This window comes from Aeromonas sp. 55A, assembly GCF_051919665.1.
Lineage (GTDB): Bacteria > Pseudomonadota > Gammaproteobacteria > Enterobacterales > Aeromonadaceae > Aeromonas > Aeromonas veronii.
This window is the reverse complement of the sequence record NZ_JBQBEH010000008.1, coordinates 834,320-850,884: the sequence shown is the minus strand read 5'-3', so window position 1 is coordinate 850,884 and position 16,565 is coordinate 834,320. Positions and strand designations below refer to the sequence as shown.

16 protein-coding genes and 1 pseudogene are annotated in these 16,565 nt (G+C 60.7%); 7 read left to right on the top strand and 10 right to left on the bottom strand.

Annotated features, from left to right (window positions below; genetic code table 11):
• Window positions 1-4 precede the first annotated feature (4 nt).
• Together ACTG2G_RS07895 and ACTG2G_RS07890 are read right to left on the bottom strand one after the other, a co-directional pair.
• On the bottom strand, window positions 5-304 hold the full coding sequence (locus ACTG2G_RS07895; protein ID WP_439985347.1) for a hypothetical protein: 300 nt from the start codon (window positions 302-304) through the stop codon (window positions 5-7).
• 117 nt (window positions 305-421) lie between these two features.
• Window positions 422-2,026 carry a peptide ABC transporter substrate-binding protein gene (locus ACTG2G_RS07890; protein WP_323876111.1) on the bottom strand — a complete coding sequence of 535 codons (1,605 nt, stop codon included), beginning with the start codon at window positions 2,024-2,026 and terminating at the stop codon, window positions 422-424.
• Between the two features lie 184 nt (window positions 2,027-2,210).
• Here ACTG2G_RS07890 and ACTG2G_RS07885 point away from each other — a divergent pair, with 184 nt between their 5' ends.
• Window positions 2,211-2,918, top strand: coding sequence for a ParB-like protein (locus tag ACTG2G_RS07885; protein WP_439985346.1), 708 nt, complete (start codon window positions 2,211-2,213; stop codon window positions 2,916-2,918).
• A 94-nt stretch (window positions 2,919-3,012) separates the two neighbouring features.
• Here the strand turns inward: ACTG2G_RS07885 and ACTG2G_RS07880 are convergent.
• A pseudogene (locus ACTG2G_RS07880) lies at window positions 3,013-3,671 on the bottom strand (CatB-related O-acetyltransferase).
• A gap of 285 nt (window positions 3,672-3,956) precedes the next feature.
• Here ACTG2G_RS07880 and ACTG2G_RS07875 point away from each other — a divergent pair.
• A complete protein-coding gene (locus ACTG2G_RS07875; protein ID WP_005335785.1) occupies window positions 3,957-4,385 on the top strand; it encodes a DUF2753 family protein in 429 nt (142 codons plus the stop codon).
• 17 nt (window positions 4,386-4,402) lie between these two features.
• Here ACTG2G_RS07875 and ACTG2G_RS07870 read toward each other — a convergent pair whose 3' ends face one another.
• Window positions 4,403-5,152 (bottom strand): enoyl-CoA hydratase-related protein, encoded by a 750-nt coding sequence (locus ACTG2G_RS07870; RefSeq protein ID WP_439985345.1) that lies wholly within the window; start codon window positions 5,150-5,152, stop codon window positions 4,403-4,405.
• 90 nt (window positions 5,153-5,242) lie between these two features.
• Between ACTG2G_RS07870 and ACTG2G_RS07865 the strand changes: the two genes are divergently transcribed.
• The 3 genes from ACTG2G_RS07865 to ACTG2G_RS07855 all read left to right on the top strand — a co-directional run bounded on the left by ACTG2G_RS07865 (window position 5,243) and on the right by ACTG2G_RS07855 (window position 7,132).
• Window positions 5,243-5,692, top strand: a complete 450-nt coding sequence (locus ACTG2G_RS07865; RefSeq protein ID WP_005335782.1) for a copper chaperone PCu(A)C — start codon at window positions 5,243-5,245, stop codon at window positions 5,690-5,692.
• A gap of 95 nt (window positions 5,693-5,787) precedes the next feature.
• On the top strand, window positions 5,788-6,420 hold the full coding sequence (locus ACTG2G_RS07860; RefSeq protein ID WP_252655804.1) for a TIGR04219 family outer membrane beta-barrel protein: 633 nt from the start codon (window positions 5,788-5,790) through the stop codon (window positions 6,418-6,420).
• Window positions 6,421-6,451: 31 nt separating this feature from the next.
• Window positions 6,452-7,132: an SDR family oxidoreductase gene (locus tag ACTG2G_RS07855; protein WP_252655803.1), complete on the top strand. Its 681-nt coding sequence runs from the start codon at window positions 6,452-6,454 to the stop codon at window positions 7,130-7,132.
• Between the two features lie 92 nt (window positions 7,133-7,224).
• Here ACTG2G_RS07855 and ACTG2G_RS07850 read toward each other — a convergent pair whose 3' ends face one another.
• Window positions 7,225-8,949: a proline--tRNA ligase gene (locus ACTG2G_RS07850; protein ID WP_421386902.1), complete on the bottom strand. Its 1,725-nt coding sequence runs from the start codon at window positions 8,947-8,949 to the stop codon at window positions 7,225-7,227.
• A 275-nt stretch (window positions 8,950-9,224) separates the two neighbouring features.
• Between ACTG2G_RS07850 and rlmD the strand changes: the two genes are divergently transcribed.
• The gene (rlmD, locus tag ACTG2G_RS07845) at window positions 9,225-10,577 is read left to right on the top strand and encodes a 23S rRNA (uracil(1939)-C(5))-methyltransferase RlmD (RefSeq protein WP_421386904.1); all 1,353 of its coding nucleotides are present in this window, start codon (window positions 9,225-9,227) and stop codon (window positions 10,575-10,577) included.
• Window positions 10,578-10,655: 78 nt separating this feature from the next.
• On the opposite strand, the gene ACTG2G_RS07840 is transcribed toward rlmD, so the two are convergent.
• The 3 genes from ACTG2G_RS07840 to ACTG2G_RS07830 are packed head-to-tail and all read right to left on the bottom strand — an operon-like array spanning window position 10,656 to window position 14,135.
• Window positions 10,656-11,225, bottom strand: coding sequence for a PqiC family protein (locus tag ACTG2G_RS07840; RefSeq protein ID WP_139410114.1), 570 nt, complete (start codon window positions 11,223-11,225; stop codon window positions 10,656-10,658).
• A complete protein-coding gene (gene pqiB, locus ACTG2G_RS07835) occupies window positions 11,222-12,871 on the bottom strand; it encodes an intermembrane transport protein PqiB (RefSeq protein WP_005335774.1) in 1,650 nt (549 codons plus the stop codon). Before pqiB ends, ACTG2G_RS07840 begins: the two co-directional genes overlap by 4 nt.
• Window positions 12,864-14,135 (bottom strand): paraquat-inducible protein A, encoded by a 1,272-nt coding sequence (locus ACTG2G_RS07830; RefSeq protein WP_040066978.1) that lies wholly within the window; start codon window positions 14,133-14,135, stop codon window positions 12,864-12,866. Before ACTG2G_RS07830 ends, pqiB begins: the two co-directional genes overlap by 8 nt.
• Window positions 14,136-14,311: 176 nt before the next feature.
• Here ACTG2G_RS07830 and hfq point away from each other — a divergent pair, with 176 nt between their 5' ends.
• A complete protein-coding gene (gene hfq, locus ACTG2G_RS07825; protein ID WP_005335772.1) occupies window positions 14,312-14,671 on the top strand; it encodes an RNA chaperone Hfq in 360 nt (119 codons plus the stop codon).
• A gap of 132 nt (window positions 14,672-14,803) precedes the next feature.
• Here the strand turns inward: hfq and ACTG2G_RS07820 are convergent, their stop codons facing one another.
• Window positions 14,804-15,394: an HAD family hydrolase gene (locus ACTG2G_RS07820; RefSeq protein WP_040066974.1), complete on the bottom strand. Its 591-nt coding sequence runs from the start codon at window positions 15,392-15,394 to the stop codon at window positions 14,804-14,806.
• A 66-nt stretch (window positions 15,395-15,460) separates the two neighbouring features.
• Window positions 15,461-16,564 carry an EAL and HDOD domain-containing protein gene (locus tag ACTG2G_RS07815; RefSeq protein WP_421263397.1) on the bottom strand — a complete coding sequence of 368 codons (1,104 nt, stop codon included), beginning with the start codon at window positions 16,562-16,564 and terminating at the stop codon, window positions 15,461-15,463.
• Between the last annotated feature and the right edge of the window lies 1 nt (window position 16,565).

Genomic DNA, 16,565 nt, shown 5'->3' with positions numbered 1-16,565 from the left:
AGGGTCAGCTGGCCGGTGTGAAATCGTGAACTTCGCCCTTTCTTGGGGAGAGGCGAGGATCATCATCTTTGTAGTCATGTACAAGCTGCATGGTTTTGCAGAAGCTGGCTTGTTTGTCGTACTCCTGACGAGCCAACTCGATGGCCCGTTCGGCCCGGCGCCGCTCCATCTTGTCAGACTTGCGATCGCTGAACTGTTGCTGCTGGTGCAGCATCCAGCCGACAAACTCTTGCTGGCATTGGGATTCGCTATTGGCCTGCGCAGGCAGGGCCCACAACAACGAGAGCAGTATCAAATAACGCATGTCTGACTGGCTATTGGAGATTAATTGAACAGAAGGGGCGGCATTTTAGGCTGGAAATCGTGGTGTGAACAGTATCAATAGCGAGGCCCAGCGGGCCTCGCATCGTTGTGGCCGGTCTCAGTGTTTGACGAGGTAGAGTTGGCGGCTGTAGGCCACATCTTCCGGGTTGTTGATGGGGTAGCCCTTGAGCCATGGCTTGATGAGGCGGGCATTGGTGTACTGGTAGATGGGGGCGATGGGGGCCTGATCCAGCAGGAGCGCCTCCGCCTCGCCAAACAGCTTGCTGCGGCTGGCGGCATCCTGAGTGCTGGCCGCCTCTGCCAGTAGCTGGTCATAACGGGCATTGGCAAAGCCAGCCATATTGCCGCTGTGACGAGAGCCCCACAGACCAAGGAACGCTGACGGGTCGTTGTAATCTGCAACCCAGGAGGAGCGGATCACCTCGAACTGACCGCTCTGGCGGCTGTCGAGATAGGTTTTCCACTCCTGATTGGTCAGCTCGACCTCGGCGCCCAGCTTCTGCTTCCACATGCTGGCGATGGCCAGCGCCATCTTCTTGTGAATTTCCGCGGTGTTGTAGAGCAGGGTCAGCTTGAGCGGCTTGTCCGGGCCGTAACCGGCCTCCTTGAGCAGGGCCTTGGCCTTGCTGTCCAGCGCCGGCTGGCTGCTGGTGGAGAGCAAGTTGGCGGCCGGGGTAAAGCTGGCGGTCACATCCGGAGTGAAGTGATAAGCCGGTTTCTCGCCAGTGCCGAGCACCTTGTCGGCGATCAGGGCGCGGTCGATGGTGTAGGAGAGCGCCTTGCGCACCCGCACATCGTTCAGTGGTGCCTGACGGGTATTGAAGGCGTAGTAGTAGGTACCGAGCTGATCCGGGGTGTAGACCTCATTCGGGATCTGCTGCTTCAGCTTGTCGTACTGCTCCTTGGGGAAGGATTCGGTGATATGCAGATCGCCCGCCAGATAGCGGTTGGTGGCCGCGCTCTCCTGATTGATCGGCATGAATATCACCTTGGTCAATACGGTATGGGCCCGATCCCAGTAATAAGGGTTGGGGGTCAGCTCCAGCTTCTCGTTGACCACCCGGTTGTTCAGCACAAAGGCACCGTTGCCCACCAGTTTGCCGGGTTGAGTCCACAGGTTGCCGTACTGCTCGATGCTGGCCTGATGGAGCGGCGACAGGCTGGGGTGGCTCAGCAGGTTCAGGAAGTAGGGCACCGGCTGGGAGAGGGTCACCTGCAGGGTGTGATCATCGAGGGCCTTGACCCCCAGCTCGCTGGCAGGCAATTTGCCAGCGACTATTTCGTCCACCTTGTCGAAACGGGCCAGTTGGGCAAACCAGGCGAAGGTGGCCGCCTCTTTCGGGTCGACCAGCTTGCGCCAGCCGTAGACGAAGTCGCCGGCCTTGACCGGATCGCCGTTGGACCAGCGCGCATCCGGGCGCAGATGGAAGGTAAAGAACTGGTTGCCCTTGTTTTCCCAGCTGGCCGCCACCCCGGCAACCGGTTTGCCATCCGGCCCCTGGGTCAGCAGCCCCTCGAACAGATCCCGCAGTACCTGCAACTCCGGCAGGCCGACCAGCTTGAGCGGGCTCAGGCTGGCAGGTTCATCCTTGAGGTGGCGAACGACAATCTGCTCGGCGGCGAGTTGTGTTCCGGCGGGAATATCGGCAGCCTGGACAGCAGCACAGCCCAGCAGGGCCAGCAAGGGGCTCCATCCTTTCATGGGTCGGATCCTTCAAATAGTGTGAAGCGGGGAGAAAACTCGGCGAGAAAATATCGCCGACAGATGGGAAATCATGATATCCCGTTTGCTGGTCTGACCGCCAGCATTCGACTCTCACTCCCAATCGGGGTAGAAGAGCGTTCCCGGCGTCTGTGCAGTTCAATGTGGTGAGGAGTGTCAAACGATGAAAGCATGGTTATTGCTGGCCTGTGTGTTGAGCCAGGGTGCCTGGGCGTTGGCCCCGTGCCAGAGCGACACGGCGGTGGGCAACTGGTGCGAGATCGGCATCGATGCCTTGCACCCGACTCAGGGGGGCGTCGGCCAGATCCAGGTCGATGAGACCCAGGCCACATTGGCGGGCATGAGCGCAAAGCAGCTCGACAAGTTGATGAAAAAGAAAGAGATCCCCGTGGTGATTGCGCCGGATGGCAACTACTGGCTGGTGGACCGCCACCATCTCACCAAGGCGTTGTGGCAGCAGGGCGTCAAGGATGCCCGGGTCAAGGTGATTGGCCGTCTGCAGGACAAAGCCAACTTCTGGAGCCAGATGCAGAACAACCATTGGGCCTGGCTCAAGGATGAGAAGGGGCAACCGCTGACCCCGGAGCAGTTGCCGACCAGCATCGACAAGCTGCCTGATTACCCCTATCGCACCCTCGCCGGACTGCTGCAGAATGCGGGCTACTTTCGCAAGGACAAACAGGTCTATTTCGTCGAGTTTGCCTGGGCCAGCTGGCTCGGCAAGCAGATGCAGTGGATGCCGGTGGACAGCGCCAATCTGGCGGCTCGCCTGCAACAGGCCAAACGGCTCGCCTGCGGCAGCGATGCCAAGGATCTACCCGGTTATCCCGGCAAGCAGTGCAGCCTCAACCAGTCCAAAAGCGCGCAGTGAGTGGATGTGCGATGACTGCGTCCAGAGCATGCCGGAGATAACAGAGGGCGACTCCGGGGTCGCCCTTCTGCTGTCAGCTACTGGTTAGCGGTGGTCACTCATGGCGCTCCGCCCAGTGGGCAGCCGCCTGCTCAAGCAGGGCGACGTCACCTTGCTGGATCAGCGGTAGCAGATCGTTGACCTGTTGATCCGGCCAATCCCACCAGGCGAGGGCCTGTAGCCGGGCAATCTCCTCCTCGCCAAAGCGCATCCGCACCACCCTGGCCGGGGTGCCCGCCACCATGGCATAGGGCGGCACATCCTGATTGACCAGCGAGCGGGCGGCGATGATGGCGCCGTCGCCAATGGTGACGCCGGGCATGATCATCGCCTCCATGCCGATCCAGACATCGTTGCCGATGCGGGTATCACCTGCGGGGTGGTAGCTGCGCTTGAGCGCCGCCAGATCGGCGAACGGATAGGTGCTGATGAAGGACGTGTTGTGGGTGTGGTGCCCCCCATGATGATCTTCACCCCGGCGGCAATCTGCACATAGTCGCCGATATGGAGCCGGTCGATATGCCAGAGCGGCTCCCAGCCGGTTTCCGGGCTGCGGCTGAAGGGATCGCCATGGAGGTAGCGCACTGCCACCTCTTCGAAGGGGCCATCCCAGGCACCCGAGTAGTAGCTGTGTTGCCCCTTGAGGCAGATATTGGGGTTGGTCACCGTCAGGTGCAGGTATTCGACCTGCGACCAGTGTTGGCAGGTGTTCATGCTGGTACTCCTTTGCTGAATGGATCGGATGGGTTGCGTTCGCTTGAGCGCAGCTAATAGATCCAGACCAGCATGCGGGGCACGCAGAGCAGGGAGCAGCCCAGCATCTGCGGGAGGCGTGGTCGCATTGTGGTGTGCTCCAAAGAAGGGGGGAAGGGCACGATCATAAGGTCGGGCGCCGGGTTTGCCAAGGTTGCGCAGAGATCCTGCACTAACCCTCTGGTTGATATTTATTCTCAATTAGCCATGATAACACTCCCACCATGACGGACTCGGGAGAGCGAAATGACACCGCAAAGTTGGCAACGATACATGCTGGAGGCGGAGCGTGCCTGGCAGGCCGGTTCGCTGGGGGCGGCGATCTGCTTTTATCAGCAGGCGCTGGGGGATGTTTACGAGATGACCCAGGTCGAGCTGACCGAACTGGCCACCATGCGGGTCGCCACCTGTCACCGGCTGGCTGACTTCTGGCGGGCGATGGATGAGCCGACTTACGAGTTGCGCTACCTGAAGCTTGCCTCCGAGCTGGTGACGGCGCTGGTGCCACAATGCCCGAACCGGGAATGCGAGGCGCTGATCAGCGAGCTGGGTTGCTGTCGTGGTGCCCTGCTCGCCTTTCTCAAGCGCCACCCCAATCCGGAAATTGCCCGGCTGATCCAGTTGCAGGACAAGGTGCAGGGTTGCGAGCTGATCGGCCGTTTTCGTCTCAACTGAACGGATGTGGGCGAGGCTCAGCCCCGCCGTTTGAGTTTCTGGGCGATGCGCTGCTGCGCCTCTTCCCCTTGCAGTGCCTGGGCGAAGGCGCGCGCCTCCAGATCGATGACAAAGTGTACCGCCTGTTTGAGCTCCTGTTTCAGCAGCGCCTTGCTCTTTTGCAGCGCTCTGGGCGGCTTGGCCGCCAGCTTCAGTCCCTGCTCGCGGGCAAAGGAGAGCAATCCATCGGCCGCTACCACCTTGTTGGCCAGCCCGAGCCGCAGCGCCTCCTCGGCATCAATCGCCTCGGCCAGCAGCAACAGCTCGGCCGCCTTGAGGTGCCCCACCAGACGCGGCAGCAGCAGGCTGGAGGCGAACTCCGGCACCAGCCCCAGCTCGACAAAGGGAAGCTGCAAGCGGGCGTTATCCGCCAGATAGACCAGATCGCAGTGCAGCAGAATGGTGGTGCCAATCCCCACCGCCGGGCCTGCAACGGCAGCGATCACGGGTTTGGGGAAATCGGCCAGGGTGTGGAGGAACTGCAGTATGGGGTCGTCGGGCTCCAGCGAGCTCTTGCCCATAAAGTCGGCCAGATCATTGCCCGCGGTAAAGCAATCCTGCTGCCCCTGCAACAGCAGGACATGCACCTCCTCATCGGCTGCCGCCTCTCGCAGCACTGCCACCAGTTGCTTATAGAGCTCGGTATTGAGAGCGTTGCGTTTGTCGGGGCGGTTGAGGGTCAGGGTGAGCAAGCCATCCTGCTGCTCGGCAATGAGAATGGGGGCCATGTCTAAATCCTTGTTATTGAAAGGTGCAAAAAAGGTTGCTGCTGGGGTAACCTTGGCGCCGTTTAACAACATCATAAAAGGATTTTAATCATGTTTAAACGTGCGTTTTATTCTCTGCTGGTTCTGGGTATGACGGCGCCTGCACTGGCCAAGGTCGAGGCTGTCGACGGTTATGTTCGCCTGTTGCCGCCGGGCTCCCCCAACACTGCCGCCTTTATGGTGCTGAAGAATGACGCCGACCAGCCTGTCAAGCTGGTGGCGGCGGCTTCTGCTGCGGCGGGGCGTGCCGAGCTGCACACTCATCTGCACGAAAATGGCGTGATGAAGATGCGCCAGGTCGAGAATATCGAGATCCCGGCCAAGGGCGAGGCGGTGCTGAAACCGGGCAGCCTGCACATCATGCTGTTCGAGGTGGGCACGCTCTCCGAGCAGACTCCTTTCCCGCTCACCCTCACCATGGACGATGGTCAGAAGCTGGATCTGTCACTGCCGGTGAAGCCGATTGAGCCGATGGCAGAGATGAAGCATATGAAGCACTGACATTTGTCGTCGTTTGTTCAGGATTGACGCTGGGTATTTTGGCTGCACCGAGTAAAATAGTGCTCTTTTCCATGTATGCAAGAGGAAGTGACGTAATGAAAAAGACGCTGATTGCCGGTTTTGTGCTGGCTCTGTGCAGCCAGAGTGCCATGGCCGCTGACGACTGGCGTTTTGCCGCCGGTGCCGACGTATGGGCCGCCAAGGGCAGTGGTCAGGCTTATGGCACCAGTGCTGATGGCAGCTATGACGACAGCTACAACTGGAACGGCTATCTGCAACTGGAACACGGCATCATCTTCCTGCCGAACGCCAAGTTTGAAGTCTCCGATTTCAGCACCTCCGGCGGTAACTTCAAAAACGATCTGACCGCCTACGATCTGAGCCTCTACTACCGTCTGTTCAACAACGATCTGTTCAAGATCGATCTGGGTATGACCGGCCGTCACTACGATGGCGAGCAGGTCTACTTCGGTCGCAAGGGTTATGACGAAGATACCCTGATGGCCTATGCCGGCAGCGAAGTGAAGATCCCGGGCACCGGCATCGCCTTCTTCGGCGATCTGCGCACTCACGATGCGGACAACTATGACTACCGTCTGGGTGGTTCCTACAAGTTCTCCTCCATGCCGATCAAGCTGCGTGCGGGCTGGCGTGAAGCCAAGGTCGACTTCGACAACGTTGACCAGCGTATCGATGGCTGGTTCATGGGCGGCGAATTCACTTTCTAATCTGACCGTCAACTGATGACGAGGAGCGATAATGGGCCACATCATAGTGACAGGTGCCGGCTCCGGTCTCGGCCGGGCGCTGACTATCGGACTGGTTGAGCGGGGCCATCAGGTCTCCATGATGGGGCGCCGTTATCAGCGACTGCAGGAGCAGGAACAACTGCTCGGCAGCGCGGTGATCGGCATTGCCGCCGATCTGGCGCACCATGAAGAGGTCGACGTCGCCTTCGCTGCAGCGGTGGAGTGGGGCGGGCTGCCCGACATGCTGATCCACTGCGCCGGGGTGGGCGAGTTTGGCCCGGTCGGTGTCTACACCGCTGAGCAGATCCGCCGGGTGGTGGAGAGCAATCTCATCTCAACCATTCTGGTGGCTCAGCAGACGGTGCGGCTTATCGGGGAGAAAGGCGGAGTGCTGGCCAATGTGCTCTCCTCCGCCGCGCAGGTGGGCAAGGCCAACGAGAGCCTCTACTGCGCCTCCAAATGGGGAATGCGCGGCTTTCTCGAATCCTTGCGCGCCGAGCTGAAAGGCTCGCCGTTGCGGCTGGTCAACCTCTACCCGAGCGGGATCCGCAGCGAATTCTGGGACAACTCGGATCACGTGGACCCGAGTGGCTTCATGACCCCGGAAGATGCGGCGGCCTATATGCTCGACGCACTGGAAGCCAGAAGCAGTTGCCACGTGACCGACCTCTTTATCGGTCGCAATCCCTGAGGCGAAGCCCGCCATCCGGTTGCCATCGTCAGAATACAGAAACAAAAAGCGCGCCAAATGGCGCGCTTTTTTATATCGGGAAGAGGGCGGAATTAACGGCCCAGCTTGGCTTTGAGCATGGCGATGATGTCGCTGATGGCCACTTCCTGCTTCTCGCCGGTGCGGCGGCACTTGTACTCCACCACGCCGTTGTCCAGACCGCGATCGCCGATGACGATGGCGTGCGGGATGCCCAGCAGCTCCATGTCGGCGAACATCACGCCCGGGCGCTCTTTACGGTCGTCGAACAGCACGTCCACACCAGCGGCTTTCAGCTCGGCGTAGAACTGTTGTGCCTGCTCGGCCACACGCTCGGATTTGTGCATGTTCATCGGCACAATGGCCACTTCGAACGGGGCGATGGCATCCGGCCAGATGATGCCGTATTGGTCGTTGTTTTGCTCGATGGCGGCAGCCACCAGACGGGAAACCCCGATACCGTAGCAACCCATCTCCATGGTGACGGATTTGCCAGCTTCGTTCAGCACGCTCGCCTTCATCGCTTCGGAGTACTTGGTACCCAGCTGGAAGATGTGGCCCACTTCGATACCGCGCTTGAGCAGCAGCTTACCCTGGCCGCACGGGCTCGGGTCGCCTTCTACCACGTTGCGCAGGTCGGCAACTTCGTAAGAAGCGATGTCGCGATCCCAGTTGGCACCGGTCAGGTGGAAGCCGGTCTCGTTGGCGCCGCAGACGAAGTCCGCCAGATGGGCGGCGCTGCGATCGACGATGATGCGACCGGCAAAGCCGACCGGGCCGATGGAACCTGCATCGCAACCGGCGGCAGCTTTGATTTGCTCGTCGTTGGCGAAGGTCAGCGGGTTGGCAACGCCAGCCAGTTTCTCAGCCTTGATTTCGTTCAGCTCGTGGTCGCCACGCAGTACCAGCGCGATGACGGCCTGCTTGCCGTGCTCATCTTCCTCTGCCAGTACCAGCAGGGTCTTGGCGATGGCGGTCGGCGCCACCTTCAGGAAGGTAGCCACTTCGTCGATGGTGTGGACGTTCGTGGTGGCAACCTTGGTCAGGGCTGCGGTGGCGGCAGCGCGCTCACCAGCCGGGGCCAGCGCTTCGGCCATCTCGATGTTGGCGGCGTAATCGGAGCTATCGGAGAAGGCGATCAGATCTTCACCGCTCTCGGCCAGCACCTGGAATTCGTGGGAACCGGTACCACCGATGGAGCCGGTATCGGCCTGCACCGGACGGAAGTTCAGGCCCATGCGGGTGAACGCCTTGCAGTAGGCGGCGTGCATCTTCTCGTAGGTATCGACCAGAGACGCTTTGTCGATGTGGAAGGAGTAGGCATCCTTCATCAGGAATTCGCGGCCACGCATCACGCCGAAACGAGGGCGTACTTCGTCGCGGAACTTGGTCTGGATCTGGTAGAGGTTGAGCGGCAGCTGCTTGTAGCTGTTCACTTCGTAACGCACCAGCGCAGTGATCACCTCTTCGTGAGTCGGGCCCAGCACGAAGGGACGGTTGTGGCGGTCGGTCAGACGGCACAGCTCGGGACCGTAGTCATCCCAGCGGCCAGACTCCTGCCACAGCTCGGCGGGTTGAACCACCGGCATAGAGACTTCGACGGCACCAGCATTGTTCATCTCTTCGCGAACAATGTGCTCGATTTTCTTCAGTACCCGAAGACCGGTTGGCAACCAGGCATACATGCCGGAGGCCAGTTTACGGATCATCCCGGCGCGCAGCATCAGCTGGTGGCTGACAACTTCAGCGTCGGAGGGGGTTTCCTTGAGAGTGGAAAGCAGATATTGGCTGGTACGCATCGCGGTAGACCTTAGCTAGAACGGGCGCGGGGCCCAGGATAATTTCAAGGGCGGAATTTTAGCAGGCTGGGCGTTGCGGCCCAAGGGCTAAATTTGCCGCAGCCCGAAAGGTGGCAACGCCCGGCAGATGGCCAGGGGCAATGACCATTGCAACACGCAGGCTTTTTATGCCTGCAATTTGGCCGGATCTCCGCTAAACTCTGCCACCTTTTCTCGATGGGCATGGTTTTTCCGCGTTCATCACCCCCCCATTTTTAGTACTTTTGGAGCCGCTCATGCCGTTAGTGGGACATCAACACCAGATCGAGATCCTGGAACTGACCGACAAAGGAGATGGCAAAGGACGCCTGTTCGATCGCCCCCTGTTTGTCGAAGGTCTGCTGCCCGGTGAGCAGGCGCTGGTGGAGCTGACCGAGGTCAAGCCGAACTATCTGCACGGCAAGGTTGCCGAGCTGCTCCAGCCCTCTGCCGATCGGGTTGCCGATTTCTGCCCCAACACCGAGTGTGGTGGCTGTCAGGTACGTCCGCTGGCCTATCCGGCCCAGCTCAAGCTCAAGCAGGCACTGGTGCAGAGCGCACTGGAGCAGGTCGGGCTGGGTGATGCCGTGGTCAATCCCATCCTCGGCATGGAGAGTCCGTTCGCCTATCGCAACAAGGCGCAATATGCGGTGCGTGGCTGCGATGCCGGTGCCGAGATCGGTTTTTATCGCAAGCACTCCCACGATCTCATCACCGCCGATGACTGTGCGGTGCAGGATCCGCTGCATGTCGAGCTCAACGCACGGGTGCGCAACTGGATGCGCGCGCACGAGATCAAAGCCTATGACGAAGTAAACCACAGCGGCTGTGTGCGCAACCTGATGACCCGCAAGGGCTTCAAGAGCGGCGAGCTGATGGTGGTGCTGGTGACCCTGGGCGAGGAGCTGCCGTTCGAAGCCGAACTGTTGGCTGCTCTGAGCGATCTGCCGGTTACTACTCTGGTGCAGAACATCAACAACGAGCGTACCAACCGCATTCTGGGCGCCACCAACCGTGTGCTGCTCGGCGAAGGGGTGATCCGCGACAAGATCCATGAGCTCGAGTTCGAGATCTCGCCGCTCTCCTTCTTTCAGAACAACCCGACCCAGACCGATGTGCTCTACTCCAGCGCCCTCGAGTATGCCGAGCTGACCGGCAACGAGACGGTGTTCGACATCTATTGCGGTATCGGCACCATCTCCCTGTTCCTGGCTGGTAAGGCTGCCAAGGTGGTGGGGATCGAGTCGGTGGAGAGCGCCATCAGCGATGCTCGCCGCAACGCTGCCCTCAACGGCATCGAGCACACCGAATTCCACGTCGGCAAGGCGGAGCAGCTGATGCCCGAGCTGCACGCCCAGGGCGTGACCGCTGACGTGGTGGTGATGGATCCGCCCCGCAAAGGCTGTGACAAGGCCGTATTGCAGACCCTGGTCGCCATGGCGCCCCGTCGTCTGGTCTATGTCTCCTGCAACCCGCAGACTTTGGCCCGCGACCTTGCCTGGCTGGTCAAGCAGGGCTTCGTGCTGGACGAAGTGCAACCGGTCGATATGTTCCCGCACTCCATGCATGTGGAAGCGGTTGCCCGCCTGAGCCTGCCTGCCAAGGCATAAGTCGCTCCCGACTCTTGCCCATAAAAAACGACGCCAGCTGGCGTCGTTTTTTTATCTCTGCAATCGGCGGATGGGCGATTAGCTGGCGCTCTGGCGCACCTCGGCGGCGATCTGGTCGAGCAGCTGTTGCCAGCCCTGACCCAGTTCGTTCACCAGCGCGTTATAGCCATCGGCCGGCAGCACCCGCTCCTGACGGAAGGGGGCATCGCGCAACACGGTGCCATCTTCCGCCAGCAGGCGCCAGCGGCCGCTCAGCACGGCGCTGCCGTCATGACGGCCCTGAAAGCGCTCCACCAGAATGGTCAGCACCGGCCCCTTGCGGGCGCCATCCTGCCGTACCACCCAGCCCGGCAGGCGGGTGGAGAGGCCATTGAGGGTGAGCTGGTTGAGTTGATCGTCCAGCGCACCGGCCCAGCGATGGTATTCGGTGAAGTGCAGCTCTTGCCCTTCCAGCTGATAGACCAGGCTGATCCGGTCGAGCTGGCTGGCCAGCGCCACCGGGCGCAGCACCAGCTGGTGCTGCGGTTGGGCCGGGGCCGTCACGGGTTGCTGACTATTGGCATCGAGCGAGTAGTAGTGCAGGCTTGGTTGGCTGCTGCAACCCGCCAGCAGGCCCAGCAGGGCCAGCGTCAGGATCTCTTTTTTCATTGTTTGCCTCGCTTGGGCTCAGGGTCCGATGGATGCGCGCGATCGAAGATCAGCGAGCTGGGCTGCTCGTTGAGGGAGTGCACCAGCGGCTGCAGTTCGCGCATCAACTGATTGAGGGTCTGCACCGACTGGCGCAGGTCCTGATTGGTCTGCGATTGGGCATCATAGGCCTGCAAGGTCTCCTGCAACTGCTTGAGGCTCTCGTTGAGCGAGGCCGGCAGCTGCTGGGTGGAATCCTTGGCGGTGAGCTTGTTCAGGTTGGCGCTGACTGCACTGATGTTCTTCAGGGTGCCATCCAAGGTGGTCAGTGACCCGTTGACCTTGGTCAGGGTGGTTGCCATGTCCATGTCGACAAACTTGTCGAGGATGAGGTTCACCTTGCGCTCGATCTGATCCAGCCCGCCCTGCACGGTGGGGAAGACCTGATAACCGGCCAGCTTGGCCTGTTCGAAACGTGGCGCGTCCGGATAGAAGTTGAGGTCGATGATCTTGCCGCCAGTCAGCAGGCTCGAGGTCTTGAGGCTGGCACGCAACCCCTCCTTGAACTGCTTGCCGAACAGGGCACGCCACTGATCCTTCTCCGCCTTGGCATAGCGGTGGGAGAGGCGCTGCACCTCGATGCGGGCCAGCACCGGGATCTGGCGGCTCTTGAAGATTTGCACGCCCTTGTCCTCGATGAGGTAGGGGGCGGAGATGACGGTACCGACCCGAATGCCGCGATACTGCACCGCCGCGCCTGGGTGCAGGCCACCCACGTTGTCATCGAACAGGAAGACGTAGTCGATGAACTGATCCAGACTACCGGCCAGCACGCTCGCCTCATCCTGGAACAGGGTGAACCCTTCCATCTGTTTGACCGGTTCGCCAGGCGCCCAGCCGGGTGGCAGACCCATGGTGATGCCGCCATCGATCAGGCTCTCCAGCGAATCCATCTTCACCTTCATCCCCTCGCTGCTCATGGAGACCTCGAAGCCCGGGGTCATCCAGAAGCGGGAGTTGCTGCTCACCAGAATGTCATAGGGGGCGTGGATGAAGATTTGATACTGCATCTCGCTCTTTTCCGGCAGGAACTTCGCCTCTTCCACCTGACCTATGGTGAAGCCCTGATAGTTGATGGGGGAGCCTTCCCCCAGCGCGCGGGTGTCGCGACTGCTGAGGGTGAGACGCAGCCCCTTGGCATCGAGGGAGGCGAGCGGCGGTTTATCGAGCATGGCGTACTCGTCCCGCGCCCGACCTTTCTTGCCGGGGGCGAGCTCGATATAGGCGCCGGAGAGCAGGGTGCTCAGACCCGATACTCCTTCACGGCCCACTCTGGGCTTGACCACCCAGAACTGGCTGTCACCGCGCAGCATGCCGGAGGCGGCATTGGTCAGCCGTCCTTTCAGCACCGCATGGCTGTAGTCATCGCTCAGCTCGACGGCCTCGATGCGGCCGACGTCCACTTCGCGGGAACGGATCACCGTCTTGCCAGCGACTATGCCCTCGGCAGTGGCGACTGTCAGGGTGAAACTCGGGCCCTGGGAGTACCAGTGCTGGAACAGCATCCAGAGACCGATGAACAGCGCCAGCAGGGGCACCATCCAGATTGCGGCGGCAGAGCTCAGAAAGTCAGAGCCCGGTTTCCACCTTTTTTTACGCTCACTCACGTTCGCGTTCTCCTTGTTGTAAATCCCAGATCAGGCGGGAGTCGAAACTCATGGCGGCGACCATGGTGATCAGCACCACACCTGCAAATGCGACGGCCGCAGGGCCGGGATAGATGGTCATCAGATTGTCGAGTCGGATCAGGCCCGCCAGAATGGCCACCACGAAGACGTCGATCATCGACCAGCGTCCGACAAATTCGGTCATGCGATAGAGTTTGAGCTTGCCGAGGGGGGAGGTGACATTGCCGCGCTGCACCATATAGCAAAGCCAGAATAGCGCCAGTATTTTCACCAGCGGCACCACCACGCTGGCGAAAAAGATCACCGCCGCTATGGGGTAGGAGCCCATGGCCCAGAGCAGCACCACACCGCCGAGGATGGTGGAGGGGCTGTCATCACCGAGAAACACCGTATCCATGATGGGATAGACGTTGGCCGGAATGTAGAGAATGGCGGAGGTAAACAGCAGCGCCCAGGTGCGGTTCAGGCCGCCCGGCTTGCGCGCATGCAGCTTGCCGCCGCAGCGGGAGCAACTGTGGCTGCCCACCTCGCTCAGGGCGCCACAGATATGGCAGCCCACCAGACCTGATTCCAGCGCGCCCGCTTCCGGGTCGATATCCCGCGCCTCGGTCGGGCCGAACAACCGCTGCCACAGCCACATCTGATCCAGTGAGGAGATCATCTTGATGAGCAGCACCGTGTAACCGACGAAAGCCCAGAATGACAGCCCCATCTTGATGTCGGCCATCCCCATCAGCTTGACCAGCGAGATGAGCACCCCCACCAGAAAGACATCCACCATCAGCCAGGGTTTGATCCGGCAGAGCAGACGGCCGAGGGAGCGCAGGGCATTGCTGTGCAGATCTTTATCGACCCGCCACAGCACCAGCATGATGGAGCCCATATAGACCAGCGGCAGGCCGATCAGGGTCAGGCTCAGCACCGCGCCGAGAAACAGATAGCCCTCATCCACCAGGGTGGTGATGCTCTGCAAAAAGGTCATCTCCTGGCCCACCCCTTTGGCCGAGAAGGACATAAAGGTAAAGGCATTGGCGAGCACGAACATGATGAGTGCCGCGAACCCGTAGGAGATCGGCCGCAACTCCTGCTGTGGCAGGTGGCGACTCAGGGTGTGTCCGCAACGGGGGCAGCAGCTGGCCTGTCCCACCTCGAGCGGTGTGGCCGGTATCAGCAGGTCACACTCTTCGCAGGCAGTGGCATCATGGACATAGGTGGTGTGGTGTTGGTGTGAAACCGGATGCAAGATAAAACCCCAGATAAGGCCCGTGGTAGAGCCAGAGCTGGCGATTATCGCAGTTGTGCTGGTCAGCGACCAGCCCCCGGAGGGCGCTATTGCTGGCGGGAGTGAGAATGACTTTGACAAGCCAGTGCCCATTTAGCACAATCAAACGCCACTTTTTTTCCGCGGGACAATAATTTATGACAACTGAATCCCCCAGCTACTCCACGATTGAGCAAGCCTTCTCCCTCGGGAACGGGCAAGATTCTGCCCTCAACTGGTTGCGCAAGAACCGCAGTCAGGTCGCTATTTTTCTGGTGAGCGGCATCAAGCTGGAAGGCACCATCAGCGGGTTCGACCAGTACAGCGTGCTGCTGACCGATGCTCATGGTAACCAGCAGCTGGTTTACAAGGCCAAGATCTCCACCATCGCCATGCACACCGGCCGTCCGCAGGTGAATATCCAGCGTGCTCGCAAGCCGCGTGTCTCCATGGCGCCGCGCCCCCACGGTGCGCCGGGTCGTTATGACGACAATCAGGGCGGCGGCAACAACGAGTAATCGTCTGCCCCGCACGCCCCGTTGATGCGCCCTGCGTCAGCGGCTGACGGAACCTGCTCTCATTTTCATTCATGTCCCGTATGAGAGCCGGTTCCGGTGATCGCCCCTTGCAGGGCGATATTTTTTTCCGCACTACGCCGTTATGCCGACCGGTTTGCCCTCTTTGACCATGCAGGTCTGCATACCCGCCGCTTCTCCGGCCTGTACCCCGATACCGGTATCTTCAAACACCAGACATCCTGATGGCTCGACCCCCAGCTTGCTGGCGACCAGCAGGAAGGTGTCCGGATTGGGCTTGTGCAGCTCCACATCGTCTGCGGTGACCACCACAGAGAAGTAGCGATCCAGCCCTGTGTTGCGCAGCACAGCCTCGGCGTTGACGCGAGGCGAGCCGGTGCCGATCCCCATCGGGATGACGCCATGATAGCGCTCGACCAGCGCCTGCATGGCCGGAAACACGGTCGCTTTGTGCAGGTTGGCCACATAGTGGGCGGTCTTGCAGCGGGTGACTTCGAGCGGATCGAGGGGGATCTGCTGCTCCTGTGCGACCAGCAGGGCGATCTTGCGGCTCGGCATGCCACCCAGCTCATAGAACCAGTCGGCATCGAAGTGAAAGCCAAACTCGCGGGCTGTGTGCTCCCAGGCGGCGAGGTGCAGCGGCATGGAGTCGACCAGGGTGCCATCAAGGTCAAAGACCAGGCCTTGGAATCCGGAAAGCGTCATGGTGCGGGGTCTGTCTCTGAAAAAAGGGAGCCCATTCTAGCCAGTGGCTCCCCGCCTCGCCATCACCTAGCAGGTGAGAAACGCTTGCCCCCACATTTGCGCCTGAAAATAAACGGGGGTGAGTCTGGTCGGGTCGAGCTGGTATTTCGGTGCCAGCTGCTCCAGCAGGGCCCAGTTGCCCTGTTCGTAGGTCCTGACCAGCTGGAACAGGTGGAACAGCGGCCCTTCGTGCCGCTCGATGGCTCGTTTTACGTTGTTGGGCAGGTGGGCCTTCAGCGACTCCGATAGCAGGGAACCATCGAGTACCAGCCCTACCAGAAAAGCCCAGCTTGCTTCGCGTTTGTCTAGGGCGGTGAGGGCGATAAGTTCACAGAAGCGACCGCGAGCGATGGCCATCCGGGTAGAGGCCTCCGGCATATGCTGGCTTACCCTGGCTAGGCCGTTGATCAGCACAAACTTGCGGATCTCCTGCTCTCCCAGATAAGAGAGGGCGCGGGAAACCGAGGTGATGGGGGCGGCATGATCGAAGCCGGGGGCGTTGACATAGGTGAGTAGCTGGCCCGGGAGCAAGGCATCCTGCTCCAGCAGGCGGGCCACCTGGGCAAAGGAGAACTCCTCGTGGCAGATGAGCTGGAGGATCTGCTGCACAAGTGCCATGTCGGGCTGGGTGGCACGCTGATTGACCAGCTCGGGGCGGGCGAGAAAACCACCGGCAAAGAAGTCGACTCCGGCCTCTCGCAGCGGGAGAAAGTCTTCCCAGGTTTCGATATCGAGGGCCATCCGCTTGTGTTCGGTGGGCTGGCAGATCCCCTCTTCGCCCATCCAGAATACCAGCAGACGGCTGGCACCGAGCCAGCGTGGCTCACGGCTGACCCCGTGTACGGCAAGCCGGCGTCGACTGTCTCGCCACTGTTCCAGCACCGGAAAGGAAGCTGGTAGCCGTTCGCTGGAGGCTTCGACCAGCGGGATCGCATCCTGATCAAACAGCAGGGGGCGCTGTTCATCGAGCTGTTCGTGGGTGAAGGGCACCAGATATTGGCGCCCTTGTGCCAGCAGGCGGCAATGTTGTGCCAGCGAGGGCCACTCGTCCGGTGAGCCGAGCAGATAATCGATGCCGTAGGCCACCAGGGCCATGCGGCGATTGAAGATGGGATAACGACGCAACAGCATG